The organism is Stenotrophomonas sp. 14P6.2.3 (assembly GCF_057799055.1).
The window spans coordinates 18,708-32,972 of sequence record NZ_JBYOLA010000010.1 but is presented as its reverse complement, the minus strand read 5'-3'; the positions used below and the strand labels follow the sequence as shown (position 1 = coordinate 32,972).

Sequence of the window (14,265 nt, the reverse complement as noted above, 5' to 3'; positions counted from 1 at the left end):
CGACCTTCCCACAGGTACCCCCATGACCGAACATCACAACTCGCGCCTGCGCCTGGATGTGCGCTTCCGTGAACTGACGGTGCTGCGCACCGAGACTGTCACCCCGCACATGCGCCGCATCGTGCTGGGCGGCGACGACCTGGCCGGCTTCGATTCGCCCGGCGCCGACGACCACATCAAGCTGTTCTTCCCCAACGCCAGCGGCGAGATGGTGCTGCCGGTGCTGACCGCCGAGGGCCGCAGCTACCCGGAGGGCAAGCATCCTTCGCCGGCACGGGACTACACCCCGCGCTGGTGGGACCACGAAACCGGCGAGCTGGCCATCGACTTCGTGCTGCACGACCAGGGCATTGCCGGGCCGTGGGCCGAGCGCGCACAGGCCGGCGACACGCTGGTGATCGGCGGCCCGCGCGGTTCGTTCGTGGTGGCCGACAGCTACGACGCCTATGTGCTGATCGGCGATGAGACCGCGCTGCCGGCCATCGCCCGCTGGCTGGACGTGCTGCCCGAAGGTGCGCAGGTGCAGGCGTATATCGAAGTGGCCGACGAGGACGAGCGCCAGGACCTGCCGCAGTACGAGAACGTGCGCATCCACTGGCTGGAGCGCAATGGCTTCCCGGCGGCCAGCAGCACGCTGCTGGAAGACATGCTGACCGATTTCGAGGCCCCGGACGGCGATGCGTTCTACTGGATCGCCACCGAATCGCGCCGCGCACGGATGATGCGCAAGTTCATCGAAGGCCACCTGGGCGTGCCGCGCGACTGGATCCGCTCGACCGGTTACTGGAAGGCGCACCCGGACGAAACCGACGGCGATTGACCGCAGAACGGTAGGTGCGGACCGTTGGTCCGCACGTCTTTGACTATGTAGAGCCGAGCCCACGCTCGGCTGCTGTTCTATCCGCCCTCGCGCTACGCGCGATGAGCCGAGCATGGGCTCGGCTCTACAGGAGCGCGGGGCGCAGCCCCACGCGCCCACCCAAACCGATGCGCGGCCCAGATCTCCAGCGCCAGCAGCAGCGCGATGATCGCCAGCGGCAGCAGCAACCCCAGGTATACGCCCGGCATCATGCCGTTGATCTGCGCCTTCACCAGCCGCAGCACGCCGCGCGTATGCAGTAGCTCGTCGATACGCATCGTCAGCGCCTCGCGCACCATCTTCGGCTCCAGGCCGACCGTGCCGGCCTTGTCGATAAGCGTGTCTTCCACCATCGCGCGCAGCAGCCCGGCGCGCACCTTTCCGATTACCCAGCCCACGCCACGCGCCATCGGCCCGTCACCCAGCCGGTCCACACCGGGCAACGGATGCTCGCTCAGGTAGATCGCGGCCAGCGAATCCGCGACATCACCCACCGTGCCCTGGCTCTGCAGCGCGGCACGCATGCGCTCGTCCTCCAGCGAGGCGGTGAAGCCACTGCTCCAGCCTTCCACCATCGTCTGCAGGTGCGGCTGGAAGTGATCGAGCTGCTTGAACAGCGCGCGGTGCGCGCCGGCGGTAAAGCCCAGCTGCAGGCCGAAGAACGCGACCAGCAACGGCAGCAGCACCACATACGAGGCCAGCAGCCCATGGTGCCAACGCCGCTGCCGCCGCAGCCAACCGCGTCGATGCAGCCAGCGCCAGCCGAGGATGCCCAGCGCCAGCCCCAGCAGGGTGCCCAGCACGCTGCCGCCGATCAGATCGAGCACGCTCAGGCCGGTCCAGAATTCGCCAAGCCAGTACTGCGCTTCCTGCATGGTGTTGTCTTCCGTGGTTCAGTGCGGCCGCCATGGTAACCGCGACCCCATGCGACAATCGCGCTCCTTTCCTGCACCAACGAGGCCCCACGTGGGCAAACTGACCCTGAGCGGCGTGGACACGCTGCGTACCCGCCTGGCCGATGACAGCGCCTGCGACGCAGCGCTGTCCGCCTTCGCCGACCCGGCTGCGGCGCGCGTACCGCTGCGTGAGCTGGTCGAAGCACAGCACCGCTACCTGCAGGCCGAACATGAAGTGGCACAGGTGGCCGACATCCTGCGCCGCGACCAGAAGTACGCGCCGGTGGGTCGCCCGTCGGTGCATATCGTGCAGCTACGCAAGCAGCAGGCGTCTACCAGGCAGGCCGCGCTGATCGCCCGCCAGGTGGTGGCACAGGCCGCGCAGACGTTCGTGCGCGCGAGCGGGTTGGTGGTGAAGGCCAAGCAGAGCCCGAGCGAAGCGTCGACCGCGTGGCTGGGTACGCTGCGCTGAGAAATCCTGCTTCGGAGAGATTGTGCGGACCAACGGTCCGCACCCACCGAATCCAGGTCCGCAGCTGGCCAGCGGCCGGCTCTACCAGAACCCAAAAAAGAAGGCCCGCTTTTCAGCGGGCCTTCTGCCTTCTCACGACGAGTGAGCGGGATGTTGCATCAAGCAGCCGGCTTCTCGCCGGTGGCTTCGGTGGTGATGCGGATCTTCACTTCATCGCTGACGTTCGGGGCGTAGGCGCCGACGCCGAAATCGCTGCGCTTGATCGTGGTGGTGGCATCGAAGCCGGCGGCCGGAACCTTGGCCATCGGGTGCTCGCCGCCGCCGTTGACGGTCACATCCAGGGTCACCGGCTTGGTGATGTCCTTGATGGTCAGGTCGCCGGTGACGGTCAGCTTGTTGGTGCCGGCCGATTCGACCTTGGTGCTCTTGAAGCTGGCGGCCGGGAACTTGGCAGCGTCGAAGAAGTCGGCGCTCTTCAGGTGCTCGTCGAACTTGGCGGTGAAGCTGTTCAGGCCGCTCAGCGGCAGCTTCACTTCCACGGTGGACTTGGTGACGTCGGTGGCGTCGTACACCAGGGTGCCTTCGGCGTTGCCGAAGTGCGCGCTCGGGTTGGAGAAACCGAAGTGGCTCCACTGCGCCAGCACGTCGGTGTGGGTCGGGTCGAGCTTGTAGGTGCCCGAGGCGATGGTGATGGCGGCGGCCGCCGGGGCAGCAGCAGCGGCATCGGCGGCCGGGGTGGTGGCAGCCTGCTCGGTGGTGGCCGGGGCAGCAGCATCGGCGGCCGGGGCGGCGGTGTCGGCCGGCTTGGAGCAGGCGGCGATGGCCAGGGTCAGGGCCAGCGGCAGCAGCAGTTTACGGGTGGCGCTCATCTCAGGAACTCTCCGGATCGTAGGGTGGGAACACAGTGCAGCAATGGCCCGCCACGGCGGGCGGGCCCGAAACCGATACAGCGACTTACGCGATGCGCGCCGCTTCGTCGAACGACAGACGCGGCAGACGGGGGAACAGGCCCGAATCGTCACCGTACCCCAGGTTGACCAGGAAATTCGACTTGATGCTGGTGCCGGCGAAGAAGGCTTCGTCGACCTTGGCGTTGTCGAAGCCGGACATCGGGCCGGCATCCAGGCCCAGCGCGCGCGCGGCCAGGATCAGGTAACCGCCCTGCAGGCTGCCGTTGCGGAACGCGCCTTCATGGCGGCCTTCGCGCGGGCCGTCGAACCAGGCCTTGGCATCGGTGTGCGGGAACAGGTACGGCAGCTTCTCGTGGAAGTCCTGGTCGAAGGCGACGATGACGGTGACCGGGGCGGCCAGGGTCTTGTTGTGGTTGCCTTCGGACAGCGCCGGTGCGAGCTTGGCCTTGGCTTCGGCCGACTTCACGAACACGAAGCGGGCCGGGCTGCCGTTGGCGGCGGTGGGCGCCCACTTCAGCAGGTCGTACAGGGCGTGCAGCTGCGCGTCTTCGACAGGCTTGTCGAGGAACGCGTTCTGGGTACGGGCGGTGCGGAACAACTGGTCCAGTGCAGCAGCGTCGAGCGCGTGGGACATCGGTGGATCTCCAGGGCGGCTAAGGTCAGTGCCCGCGGGCGGCGCGGGGCGAAACGTCGATCCGCAGTGTAGAGTGTCGCGACTGTTGCAACACCCAGCAGGATTGAAACGAATTAATGCCAATGGTGAAACGATCGAGCACGCCATGGACGGTCACCGATGGCCGTGCCGGTAATGTCCGCCAGGCGGTCGCGCTGGCGACGGCGCTGCGCCTGGGCAGCCACCGCCCCCTGGTTCTGCAACCCCGCGCCCCGTGGCGCTGGCTGTCACCGCGGCGCTTGCCCGGTGATATGAACGGCTACGGCGAGGCGTTCGCGTCCCTCGCTGCCGATGCGCCCACGCTGGCGATCGGCTGTGGCCGCCAGGCCGCCAGTGCGCTGCGCGTGCTGCGCGCGCGCGGCAGCCAGGTGGTGCAGATCCTCGACCCGCGCATCGGTTCCCGCCACTGGGACGTGGTGGTGGTACCCGAGCATGACGCCCTGCGCGGCAGCAACGTGCTGACCCTGATCGGCAGCCTGAACCCGGTGGACGATGACTGGCTGTCCTGGGGCCGCGCCGCGTTCGCCAGCTTCAGCACCCTGCCCGGCCCGCGCACGGCACTGCTGGTGGGCGGCCCGACGCCGCTGGCACCGTGGGATGAGACCGCGATGGTGCACGTGTTCCAGGCGCTGGCCGAACAGATCCGCAGCGAGGGCGGCAGTCTGCTGGCAACCACTTCGCGGCGCACGCCGCCGGCGCTGGCCGAGATCCTGCGGGCGAAGTTCGCCGACCTGCCGCATGTGATCTGGGGTGATGGCGGCGATGGCGTGAACCCGTATGCCGGCCTGCTCGGCTGGGCCAACCGGGTGGTGGTGTCGCCCGATTCGGTGAACCTGCTGTCCGAGGCCAGCGCCACGCGCATGCCGGTGATGGTGGCCTTGGCCGATACCGCGCAGGGACGGCTGGCGCGCTTCCAGCAGCAGTTGCGCGAGCGCGGGCGCTTGCAGGCGCGCTGGCTGGACTGGCAGTACGACCGCATCGAGCCGCTGCGCGAGACCGCGCGGATTGCCGCCGAGGTCAAAGCGCGCCTGGCGTTGGGATGACGCCGGCCAGCGTTTTCTGAACATTTCGATCCGGCTGCGCGGTTAGAGTCCAGCCTCCCCCTCGGACTGGACGTCCCCATGCGTACCCTGCTTCTGCTGCCGTTGGCCCTGCTGGCGGCCTGCTCTACCACCCCCACCGAACTTGATCCGCTGTCGCACGCCTGCCAGCAGCAGCTGGATGCCTACCGCGAGCAGCCGGCGCTGCGTAATCCGCGCAACGAGCGCCCGCCGTTGCCGATCGCGCCGATCAGCGATACCTGCGACAAGGAATTGCGGCGCAAGGGCGTGGAGCGCTGATTCCAGCGATGCGGGTATGATCGGCGCGCGGGCCTGCCCGCGTCTGGAGCGGTATACATGGAACGTCTGCATCGCCTGCGCTGCGGCCTGCTGCTGTTGATGGGCCTGCTGGCCACCGCGCCGGCATGGGCCGACAGCGGCACCTGCTTGGAGCGCTACCCCAGCGTGGCCGCACAGGCGGCGATGTTCGATGTGGCGTGGACCACGGCCGAGCGCCTGGATGCGCTGCCCGACGTTGACGTGGTGATCGCCGCGCGTGGTGGCCAGGACCTGAGCCGCTACGGCCTGCGCCACAGCCACCTGGCCTTCCTGCTGCGCGAAGACGACGGCCGCTGGCGTGCGATGCACCTGCTCAACCGCTGCAAGACCGACAGCTCGCAGCTGTACCGCGAGGGCCTGGGCAATTTCGTCGGCGAGAGCGGCACCCATACCGATCTGCGCATCGGCGTGCCGCCGCCGGCGTTGCAGCTGGCACTGAAGCGGATGCTGGCAGCACCGGCGATCCAGCCCAAGGCGCTGCACGAATCGAAGTACAACGTCGTGGCCTATCCGTTCGCCACCGACTTCCAGAATTCCAACCAGTGGATCCTGGAAGTGCTGGCCGCGGCAATGGCGCAGGCTGAAGGTGGCCCGGTCATCGTCAAGCGCGAACAGGCGCAGCAATGGCTGCGCGCGCAGAAGTTCCAGCCCAGCGTGTTGCATATCGGCCTGGGCAAGCGCGTGGGTGCGCGCTTGTTCGTGGCCAACGCCACCACCACCGACCATCCGGCCAGCGAACGCATTTCCGGCAACTACTCGGTGGTGACGGTGGAATCGGTATTCGACTTCCTGCACCAGCGCAGCCAGCTGCAGCAGGAACTGACCATTGCGCATGCGACGGTCGACGGCACCGCCGCCGCTGCGCCCTGACCTGGCAAGGAGAAGATGATGCGCAACCTGCAGTTTTCCGCGTTGGCCGTGCTTCTGTGCGGCAGCCTGTTGTCCGCAGCGCCGGCACACGCCGAGCGCCGCATCGTGATCATCCAGAACAGCGTGCCCGAAGGGCCGAGCCTGGAGATGTCCGCACCGATGGTGGCAGCTGCGCAAGCGGCGGCGGCCAAAGAAGCCGAAGATACCGGCGTGCCTGCGGGCCAGGGCGCGGTGAAGCTGCCGCAGATGCAGGTCAGCGCCATTTCCACCACCGTCGATGGTCGCCGCGAAGTACTGCTGCGCGATGCCAACAATCCACAGAACACTGCTTCGATGCAGTGGCCCAAGCGCCCCGGCGACCCGGCCGTGCAGTTCAACGTCGGGCAGACGGTGAACTTCCAACCCACCGGATCGGGCGACGGCTGGCAGGTGCGAGACAACCAGGGCCGGCCGCTGGAATACCTGCCCGAGGCCACCGGCCCACGCGATCTTTTCGATACGCAGCGCTGAGCCGCTGCTTCTCTTCCCGACCAGGAGGTCACCATGCTTCGTTCCCTGCGCGCCCCCGCCGCCGCCCTGCTGTTGTCTGCCCTGACGGTGCCGACCGTGCACGCCGGTGCCGCCCCGCACCTCAACAGTGGCCAGGCCAGCGTGCTGGTCACTTCGTTGATCGTGGTGTCGGTTCCGCTGGCCACCTCGATGGGCCTGGCCGCGCTGTCCAAGGCGCCGTTCAAGGCCAGCGAGCGCAATGGCAAGGTCGCCGAGCGCACCCCGGCGGTGCCGCTGCCGCCGATGGAAGTGAAGCAGGTGGCGACCACCGCCGCTGGCGAGCGCCAGGTGCATCTGCAGGTACCGGACAAGGCCGACCAGACCGCTACCCTGCAGTGGCCGGCGATTGAGGGCGAAGACCCGGTGGCCGGCTTCGTGGTCGGCCAGCAGGTGCGCTTCGACCCGACCGATGCCGGTGCCGGCTGGACGGTGAAGAACAGCGACGGCAAGGCCCTGGCCTATGTGCCCACGGCCTATGCCGCCGGCGACGCGCTGAGCGAGCAGCTGTAAAGCTGAACGGCCGTTTTTGGCTTTGCGGCGGGCCGGGCGGATAATGAGCGATCCCCTTTTTCCCCTGGCTCGCCATGTCCGTGCGTCCTGCGCCTGTTTTTGCCCCGTTGACCGCCCGCGCCCTGGTGCTGGCGGTGCTGGCCATGGGCGCGGTAGTGCTGCTGTCCAACGTGCTGGTGCAGTACCCCATCAATGACTGGCTGACCTGGGGTGCTTTCAGCTACCCGGTGGCCTTCCTGGTCAGCAACCTGATCAACCGCCGCTTCGGCCCGGGCCCGGCCCGCCGCGTGGCGTGGATTGGTTTCGCGGTGGCGGTGCTGCTGTCGGTGTGGGTGGCGACTCCGCGCATTGCGATCGCTTCGTGCTCGGCCTTCATCGTTGCCCAGCTGCTGGACATCACCGTGTTCGACCGCCTGCGCCGTGGCAGCTGGTGGCGCGCGCCGATGGTGGCCACCACCTGCAGCGCGACGGTGGATACCACTATCTTCTGGTCGATCGCCTTCGCCGGTTCCACCCTGCCGTGGGTGAGCTGGGCCGCGGGCGACCTGGCGGTGAAGCTGGCGATCGGCGTATGCCTGCTGGCCCCGTTCCGCGCGCTGCTGTGGAAGATGGCGCCGCTGCGGACCGCCGGCTGACCACCGTTGCACGGGTAGGTGCCAACCTTGGTTGGCACACTCCCAGACCCCGGTGGGTGCCGACCGTTGGTCGGCACGCTTCTTCAGGGTTCATCGCAGCTGAGAAATTGTGCCGACCAACGGTCGGCACCTACCAATGTAAGGCCATCGCCGGGCCATTGAACCGGTAGCTGCCAACCTTGGCTGGCGTACTCCCTGAACCCGGTGGCTGCCATCCTTGTTTGGCACATTCCCAGACCCCGGTGGGTGCCGACCGTTGGTCGGCACGCTTCTTCAGGGTTCATCGCAGCTGAGAGATTGTGCCGACCAACGGTCGGCACCTACCCAAAGCCGCTACAGCCGTTGCAGGTGGTCAGGCGAACGGCAGATCCGCGGCGATGCACGCGGCGCTGATCGCCGCACACGCGTCTTCGATGGCCGGCGTCGTCGGCGCCAACCGCGGCCTGCGATCCAGCGTGCAGGCCAGCCCTACCTCCAGCAGCGTGGCGTGCGCGCCATGCAGCGCCTGCGCGGTGGCGTCGGGCAGGAATCCCGCCGCTGCCAACGCGTCGATCAACGCCGGCGTGGCACGTGGCTGCAGCAACGCAGGTATCTGCGCACTGCACGCCAGCACGCCGGTCTGCAGCAGGAATTCCAGATCGACCACGCCGCCTGCGCCCTGCTTCAGGTCGAGCCGTGCGGCATCGCTGCGGTCCAGTTCGGTGCGCATGCGCCCGCGCATCTTCAGCACATCGGCGTACAGCGTCGCGCGATCACGTTCGCGGCCCAGCGTCTGCGCACGTACCTGTTCGAAATCCTGCAGCAGGCTGGCATCGCCGGCCACGCCGCGTGCGCGTACCAGCGCCTGGTGCTCCCAGGTCCATGCGCGATCACGCTGGTACTCGGTGTAGCTGGCCAGGGAAGACACCAACGAGCCCTTGCCACCGTCCGGGCGCAGGCGCACATCGATGTCGTACAACCGCCCGGCGGCGGTGACCGCAGCCAGCAGCGCCATCACCTTCTGGGCCAGGCGCGCATACCAGCGGCCCGGCTCCAGCGGGCGGGCGCCATCACTCGCTTCCACACCCGCCGGGTGATCGTGCAGGAACACCAGGTCCAGATCCGAGCCGAAACCCAGCTCCAGGCCGCCCAGGCTGCCGTAACCGATGATCGCGAAGCGGCCGCCGGCGATAGCGCCGTGCGCGGCGTGCATATCCGCCTCGGCCATCGCCAGCACGGTGATGACCACCGCCTGCGCCAGTTCGGCCAGTTGCCGGGTGCTGTCGACCGCGCCCTGGCGTCCATCCAGCGTGGCCATGGCCATGCGGAAACTGAGGGCGAGCCGCGTTTCATTGAGCCAGCGCAGCGCCGATTCGGGATCTTCAACCGTCAGCACCTGCTGGCATTCGGCCAGCATGCCGGCTGCATCGGGCATCGGCCCGGACACGCGAACATCCAGCAGTTCGTCCAGCAGCAGCGGATACGCGGCCAGGCGTTCGGCCAGCAATGCACTGCGTGCCAGCACGTCGACCAGGCGCGCGAGCGCGCTGGGTTGTTCGTCCAGCAGCGCCAGGTAACTGGTACGACGCAGCACTGCCTGCAGCAGGCCGAGCACGCGCTTGAGTGCAGCGTCGGGCTGCGGCGAACGGGTGGCGGCGTGCAGCAAGGCCGGCAATACGCGATCCAGGCGCGCACGTGCCGCATCGGACAGCGACTTCACGCCCGTGCCCTGGGCGAAATCGCGCAGTGACTGGTCGGCGCCATTGGCATCGAGGAACCCCGCCTCGGCCAGCAGCGGCGCGTTGCTGCCCTCGGGCAGGCTGCGCCAGTAGTTGGCCAGCGCATCCGGCGCGGCCTGGCCCTTGCGTGGTGCCAGCAGCGCAGCGAACTCGGTACTGACGCGCTGCTGCTGCACGCTCAATGCAGCACGCAGCGCATCCCAATCGGCATAGCCGAGGCCGACGGCAATGCGTTCGCGATCCAGCACATCGGACGGCAGCACATGGGTCTGTGCATCGCGCAGCATCTGCAGGCGGTTTTCCAGCCGGCGCAGGAACAGGTAGGCCTCGCGCAACGCAGCGCCATCCTCGCTGGCGATCTGCCCGGCAGCGACCAGCGCATCCAGTGCGACCAGCAGCCGCCGCTCGCGCAGCGCCGGCTCGCGGCCGCCGCGAATGAGCTGCAGTGCCTGGCACAGGAATTCGATTTCGCGGATGCCACCGGCGCCGCGCTTGATGTCGTCGTGCATCTCGCGGCGCGCGACTTCGGCGGTGATTGCCGCTTTCATCTCGCGCAGGCCATCAAGCGCGGTGAAGTCCAGGTAGCGGCGGTACACGAACGGACGCAGGGTCTGCAGCCACGCCTCGCCGGCCGCGATGTCACCGGCCACCGCGCGCGCCTTCAACCAGGCATAGCGCTCCCAGTCGCGGCCTTCGCGCTGGAAGTACTGATCCATCGCCGCGAATGACAGCGCCACGCGGCCGGCGCTGCCGAACGGGCGCAGGCGCAGGTCGACGCGATGGCTGAAGCCATCGACGGTGGTTTCATCCAGCAGCTTGGCCAAGCGCTGGCCGAGCCGGGCGAAATACTCTTCGGCCGCCAGCGCGCGCGGACCGTCGGATTCACCGCCCTGCACGTAGGCGTAGACCAGATCGACATCGGAACTGAAGTTGAGCTCGCCACCGCCCAGCTTGCCCAGCCCGAACACCACCAGCTGCTGCGGTCGGCCGTTGTCATCGGCAATCACCCCGTGGCGCTGGGCGAACTCCTGCTGCAGGGCGTCCAGCGCCAAGCGCAGGCAGTCCTCGGCCAACGCGGTGGCGCCCGCCAGGGTCTGCGGTACGTCATCCAGCCCGGCCAGGTCGCGCCAGATCAAGCGGGTCGACATCGCCGTGCGCCAGCGCCGCAGTTGTGCCGGCCAGTCGCTGGGCTGCAGTGGGTCGAGCACCGGCGCCGGCAGCGGCGGGCAGCCCGGCGCGGACAGCTGCGCCAACAGGCCGGGCTGGCGCACCAGCGTGTCCATGGCGAAGTCACTGCTGACCGCCAGTTGCACCAGCATCGGCTGCAGCTCGGCCGGGATGGGATCGGGCACTGCCTGGGCCAGGCGCGCCAGTGCGCGGTCAACGAGGGGCTGCAGGGTGGCGGGCAATTCGGCGGGGGCGAGGGTCATACCGTGATTCTCGCGGGGTCGGATCCCTTTGCCAACGGCGAAGGGCTGTGACCCGTTGCCGTGGCCTGTGGGGTCAGAGCCTTTTGCCCTTGGCAAAAGGATCCGACCCCGGCACCGCGCATTCAGCTTTAGCGGCAGGCAATAAAAAAGCCCGCTTGCAGCGAACTGCCAGCGGGCTCTGCTCCCTCCCCCACGTCGGGATGCAGGGCCATCGTGCGGTGTACGAAAGTACTTTGCACGCTGCACTGCAAAACAAAACTGACGGGTATGGGAGAGGCCTTGCCGGAAACACCATTCCACGAAGGTAGAACCCCCCGTACGGCAGGGGATGGCCGATAATCGGGATTCCCCCCAGAAACGCTGTCGTCATGACTGTTGATCGCATCGCCAACGCGCGTCTTCGTGACCGCGTGGTCTCCGCCGAGGCCGCAGCCGCGCTGATCCAGCCCGGTGAAACCGTGGCCATGAGCGGCTTTACCGGCTCCGGTTACCCCAAGGCCGTTCCCGTTGAACTGGCCCGCCGCATCGAATCGGTGCATGCCCAGGGCCTGCCCTTCCAGATCAGCCTGATGACCGGCGCTTCCACTGCACCGGAACTCGATGGCGCGCTGGCCAAGGCCGATGGCATCGCCATGCGCATGCCGTTCCAGAGCGACCCGGATGCGCGCAACCGCATCAACGAGGGCAAGCTGGATTACATCGACATCCACCTCAGCCACGTCGCCCAGCACGTCTGGTTCGGCTTCTACGGCGAGATCGATACCGCCGTGATCGAGGTCTCGGCCATCCGCGAGGATGGTTCGCTGGTGCCGTCCACCTCGCTGGGCAACAACAAGACCTGGCTGGACCTGGCCAAGAAGGTGATCATCGAGGTCAACGAGTGGCAGCCGGCCGGCGTCGATGGCATGCATGACATCTACTACGGCACCGCGCTGCCGCCGCACCGCAAGCCGATTCCGCTGGTCAATGCCAACGACCGCATCGGCGAGACCGCGCTGCGCTGCGACCCGGACAAGATCGTGGCAGTGGTGCGCACCAACGGCCCGGACCGCAACAGCCCGTTCAGCCCGATCGATGCGACCAGCGAGCAGATCGCCGCGCACCTGATCGAGTTCCTGCAGCACGAAGTGAAGCGCGGCCGCCTGCCGGCCAACCTGCTGCCGCTGCAGTCGGGCGTGGGCAACATCCCCAACGCGGTGCTGGCCGGCCTGGCCAAGAGCGGTTTCCGCGACCTGGCTGCGTTCACCGAAGTGATCCAGGACGGCATGCTCGACCTGCTGCGCGACGGCGTGCTGAGCTATGCCTCATGCACCGGTTTCGCGCTGAGCCCGCAGGCCAACGAGACGTTCAAGGAAAACATCGATTTCTACCGCGAGCGCATCATCATGCGCACGCAGGAGATCTCCAACCATCCGGAACTGGTGCGCCGCCTGGGCTGCATCGGCATGAACGGCATGATCGAAGTGGACCTCTACGGCAACGTCAATTCGACGCACGTGATGGGCACGCGGATCATGAACGGCATCGGCGGTTCGGGCGACTTCGCGCGCAATGGTTTCCTGTCCGCGTTCCTGAGCCCGTCGACGGCGAAGAACGGCACCATTTCGGCGATCGTGCCGATGGCCAGCCACGTCGACCACACCGAGCACGACGTGTCGGTGATCGTGACCGAACAGGGCCTGGCCGATCTGCGTGGCCTGACCCCGCGCAAGCGCGCGCAGGTGCTGATCGACAACTGCGCGCACCCGGATTTCCGCGCGCAGCTGCAGGACTACTTCGACCGCGCCAGCCGCGAGAGTTACGGCAAGCACACCCCGCACCTGCTGCCGGAAGCGCTGTCGTGGCACCAGCGCTGGCTGGATACGGGCACGATGAAGGGCTGACGCCCGCTTCTGTGGAGCCGAGCATGGCTCGGCTCTACAACTGGCAGCACCGCAACATCCTGCGGAGCCGAGCCCATGCTCGGCTCCGCAGCACGCGGCTTATCCGCGCAGCGCCGCCAGCGATTCGGCCTGGATGCGCTCGTAGATCTCGAACTCAGCGTTCACCGCCGCGCCCAGCGCCTGTTCGAAGGCTTCGCGATTGGCATGTGCGGTGTAGGCGCGCTGCTCGCCACCGCCCAGGTTCGACTGGAAGATGCCTGCGGCGCTGACCGGCAGGAAGTCCTCGTAGACGATCGGATCGGCCGTGGCCAGGCCCGCTGCAACCAGCACTTCGGCCGGCAGATCGGCCACGCGTTCCGGTGCGGCGCGGCCCGCGTCGGTCAGCTGGTAGCGGTAGTAGCCCAGGCCTTCCTGGCGCAGGGTGTCATGGTCATCCGGGAAGCTGGCGAACACCGCCTGCAGGCGCTGGCCGTAGTCACCACCAGTGCTGCCCGCGCCGCCGGCATCGCGCGCCTGCGTCAGCAGCTGGTCGTACAGCGCGCGGCCCTTCGCGGTCAGTGCCAGGCCGCGCTGCTCGATCTCGCCGAAGCGCGCGGTATGGGTGCCGGCGTCGCCGCCCTCGTTGTCCGGGAAGTGCACGGCCTCTTCCAGGGCCTTGAAGCTGGTCTGCCGCAGCAGGATCGGGCAGGCGCGACGCGGCGGGCCCTCGATCACCGCCTTGGCAGCCATGCCGTGCTCGATCATTGCCGCCTGTGCAGCGTCGATGTCCAGCGTGCGCGGGGTCAGGTGATTGATGTGCGGGCCACGGAAGCTGACCACGTCGGCCACCAGCCGGTGCGCCTTGTGCAGGGCGTGGTAGGTCGGAAGATCCACGGTGGCGTCACCATGCCAGCGGAAGGTTTCCAGTGACTGTTCGACGAAGCGCTCGGCATCGGCCTGGGTCAGGCCACCCTCGCGCTCGGCCTGCTCGATCAGTGCCAGCGCGTCGTCGGTGAAGATGCGGCGGCGGGCGAGAATCTCGGCCGACTGCGCACGCAGCACCTCGTCTTCGATCAGTTCGAGGCGCAGCAGCGAGGTGAACACGCGGAACGGGTTCAACGCCAGCGCAGCGGCGGTCAGCGGGCGGAAGGCCGTGGAATGGACCGGCACGCCGGCCACCGACAGATCGTAGTAGCCCACCGGGTACATGCCCATCACCGCGAACAGCCGGCGCAGGGTCGCCAGTTCCTGCGGGGTGCCGACGCGGATCGCGCCATGGCGTTCTTCATCCAGGCGGGCACGCTCGTCGTTGCGCAGCAGCTGCGCGGCCAGCGCCGGGTCCTGCGCCAGGACCTGCGAGTTGATCCGCTCCACCAGTTCCACCAGCGTGCCGTACAGCGGCACTTCGGTGCGGTACATGCGGGACATGGCCTGGGCGAACAGGCGGCGGATCACATCAGGCGAAACGAAAGAGGCGCTCATCAGTCACTCGATTACGGGA

14 protein-coding genes are annotated in these 14,265 nt (G+C 67.9%); 9 read left to right on the top strand and 5 right to left on the bottom strand.

The genetic code is table 11. The annotated features are described in order from the left end of the window. Positions 1–22: 22 nt before the first annotated feature. The gene (locus tag AC27VL_RS10070) at positions 23–820 is read left to right on the top strand and encodes a siderophore-interacting protein (protein WP_488766220.1); all 798 of its coding nucleotides are present in this window, start codon (positions 23–25) and stop codon (positions 818–820) included. A 92-nt stretch (positions 821–912) separates the two neighbouring features. On the opposite strand, the gene AC27VL_RS10065 is transcribed toward AC27VL_RS10070, so the two are convergent. Next, entirely contained in the window at positions 913–1,734 is an 822-nt protein-coding gene (locus tag AC27VL_RS10065) for a hypothetical protein (RefSeq protein WP_488766219.1), read from the bottom strand. A gap of 91 nt (positions 1,735–1,825) precedes the next feature. On the opposite strand from AC27VL_RS10065, the gene AC27VL_RS10060 reads away from it, so the two are divergent. Further along, complete coding sequence (locus AC27VL_RS10060) at positions 1,826–2,227, top strand: hypothetical protein (RefSeq protein WP_488766217.1); 402 nt, start codon at positions 1,826–1,828, stop codon at positions 2,225–2,227. A 158-nt stretch (positions 2,228–2,385) separates the two neighbouring features. Here AC27VL_RS10060 and AC27VL_RS10055 read toward each other — a convergent pair whose 3' ends face one another. Beyond that, complete coding sequence (locus AC27VL_RS10055) at positions 2,386–3,096, bottom strand: YceI family protein (RefSeq protein WP_089238300.1); 711 nt, start codon at positions 3,094–3,096, stop codon at positions 2,386–2,388. Positions 3,097–3,181: 85 nt separating this feature from the next. Beyond that, complete coding sequence (locus AC27VL_RS10050) at positions 3,182–3,772, bottom strand: malonic semialdehyde reductase (RefSeq protein ID WP_089238298.1); 591 nt, start codon at positions 3,770–3,772, stop codon at positions 3,182–3,184. Between the two features lie 122 nt (positions 3,773–3,894). Here AC27VL_RS10050 and AC27VL_RS10045 point away from each other — a divergent pair, with 122 nt between their 5' ends. From AC27VL_RS10045 to AC27VL_RS10020, 6 genes are all read left to right on the top strand, one after another. Next, positions 3,895–4,854 carry a mitochondrial fission ELM1 family protein gene (locus AC27VL_RS10045; protein ID WP_488766214.1) on the top strand — a complete coding sequence of 320 codons (960 nt, stop codon included), beginning with the start codon at positions 3,895–3,897 and terminating at the stop codon, positions 4,852–4,854. Between the two features lie 78 nt (positions 4,855–4,932). Then, positions 4,933–5,151 (top strand): hypothetical protein, encoded by a 219-nt coding sequence (locus tag AC27VL_RS10040; protein ID WP_100460003.1) that lies wholly within the window; start codon positions 4,933–4,935, stop codon positions 5,149–5,151. Positions 5,152–5,208: 57 nt separating this feature from the next. Next, positions 5,209–6,060, top strand: a complete 852-nt coding sequence (locus tag AC27VL_RS10035; protein ID WP_100554567.1) for a DUF2145 domain-containing protein — start codon at positions 5,209–5,211, stop codon at positions 6,058–6,060. 18 nt (positions 6,061–6,078) lie between these two features. Continuing rightward, positions 6,079–6,570: a hypothetical protein gene (locus AC27VL_RS10030; protein ID WP_100554566.1), complete on the top strand. Its 492-nt coding sequence runs from the start codon at positions 6,079–6,081 to the stop codon at positions 6,568–6,570. Positions 6,571–6,603: 33 nt separating this feature from the next. Further along, positions 6,604–7,119: a hypothetical protein gene (locus AC27VL_RS10025; RefSeq protein WP_089238290.1), complete on the top strand. Its 516-nt coding sequence runs from the start codon at positions 6,604–6,606 to the stop codon at positions 7,117–7,119. 74 nt (positions 7,120–7,193) lie between these two features. Then, positions 7,194–7,754 (top strand): queuosine precursor transporter, encoded by a 561-nt coding sequence (locus AC27VL_RS10020; RefSeq protein ID WP_025878224.1) that lies wholly within the window; start codon positions 7,194–7,196, stop codon positions 7,752–7,754. 352 nt (positions 7,755–8,106) lie between these two features. On the opposite strand, the gene glnE is transcribed toward AC27VL_RS10020, so the two are convergent. After that, a complete protein-coding gene (gene glnE / locus AC27VL_RS10015; RefSeq protein ID WP_488766211.1) occupies positions 8,107–10,902 on the bottom strand; it encodes a bifunctional [glutamate--ammonia ligase]-adenylyl-L-tyrosine phosphorylase/[glutamate--ammonia-ligase] adenylyltransferase in 2,796 nt (931 codons plus the stop codon). Positions 10,903–11,270: 368 nt separating this feature from the next. On the opposite strand from glnE, the gene scpC reads away from it, so the two are divergent. Continuing rightward, positions 11,271–12,785, top strand: coding sequence for a succinyl-CoA:acetate CoA-transferase ScpC (scpC, locus tag AC27VL_RS10010; protein WP_229980891.1), 1,515 nt, complete (start codon positions 11,271–11,273; stop codon positions 12,783–12,785). 99 nt (positions 12,786–12,884) lie between these two features. On the opposite strand, the gene hglS is transcribed toward scpC, so the two are convergent. Continuing rightward, complete coding sequence (gene hglS, locus AC27VL_RS10005) at positions 12,885–14,246, bottom strand: 2-oxoadipate dioxygenase/decarboxylase HglS (RefSeq protein WP_488766210.1); 1,362 nt, start codon at positions 14,244–14,246, stop codon at positions 12,885–12,887. Between the last annotated feature and the right edge of the window lie 19 nt (positions 14,247–14,265).

Bases quoted from the DNA above. Each gene is read 5' to 3' on its own strand.
- AC27VL_RS10070 (WP_488766220.1), top strand. From the start codon at position 23: ATGACCGAACATCACAACTCGCGCCTGCGCCTGGATGTGCGCTTCCGT.
- AC27VL_RS10065 (WP_488766219.1), bottom strand. From the start codon at position 1,734: ATGCAGGAAGCGCAGTACTGGCTTGGCGAATTCTGGACCGGCCTGAGC.
- AC27VL_RS10055 (WP_089238300.1), bottom strand. From the start codon at position 3,096: ATGAGCGCCACCCGTAAACTGCTGCTGCCGCTGGCCCTGACCCTGGCC.
- AC27VL_RS10050 (WP_089238298.1), bottom strand. From the start codon at position 3,772: ATGTCCCACGCGCTCGACGCTGCTGCACTGGACCAGTTGTTCCGCACC.
- AC27VL_RS10045 (WP_488766214.1), top strand. From the start codon at position 3,895: ATGGTGAAACGATCGAGCACGCCATGGACGGTCACCGATGGCCGTGCC.
- AC27VL_RS10040 (WP_100460003.1), top strand. From the start codon at position 4,933: ATGCGTACCCTGCTTCTGCTGCCGTTGGCCCTGCTGGCGGCCTGCTCT.
- AC27VL_RS10035 (WP_100554567.1), top strand. From the start codon at position 5,209: ATGGAACGTCTGCATCGCCTGCGCTGCGGCCTGCTGCTGTTGATGGGC.
- AC27VL_RS10030 (WP_100554566.1), top strand. From the start codon at position 6,079: ATGCGCAACCTGCAGTTTTCCGCGTTGGCCGTGCTTCTGTGCGGCAGC.
- AC27VL_RS10025 (WP_089238290.1), top strand. From the start codon at position 6,604: ATGCTTCGTTCCCTGCGCGCCCCCGCCGCCGCCCTGCTGTTGTCTGCC.
- AC27VL_RS10020 (WP_025878224.1), top strand. From the start codon at position 7,194: ATGTCCGTGCGTCCTGCGCCTGTTTTTGCCCCGTTGACCGCCCGCGCC.
- glnE (WP_488766211.1), bottom strand. From the start codon at position 10,902: ATGACCCTCGCCCCCGCCGAATTGCCCGCCACCCTGCAGCCCCTCGTT.
- scpC (WP_229980891.1), top strand. From the start codon at position 11,271: ATGACTGTTGATCGCATCGCCAACGCGCGTCTTCGTGACCGCGTGGTC.
- hglS (WP_488766210.1), bottom strand. From the start codon at position 14,246: ATGAGCGCCTCTTTCGTTTCGCCTGATGTGATCCGCCGCCTGTTCGCC.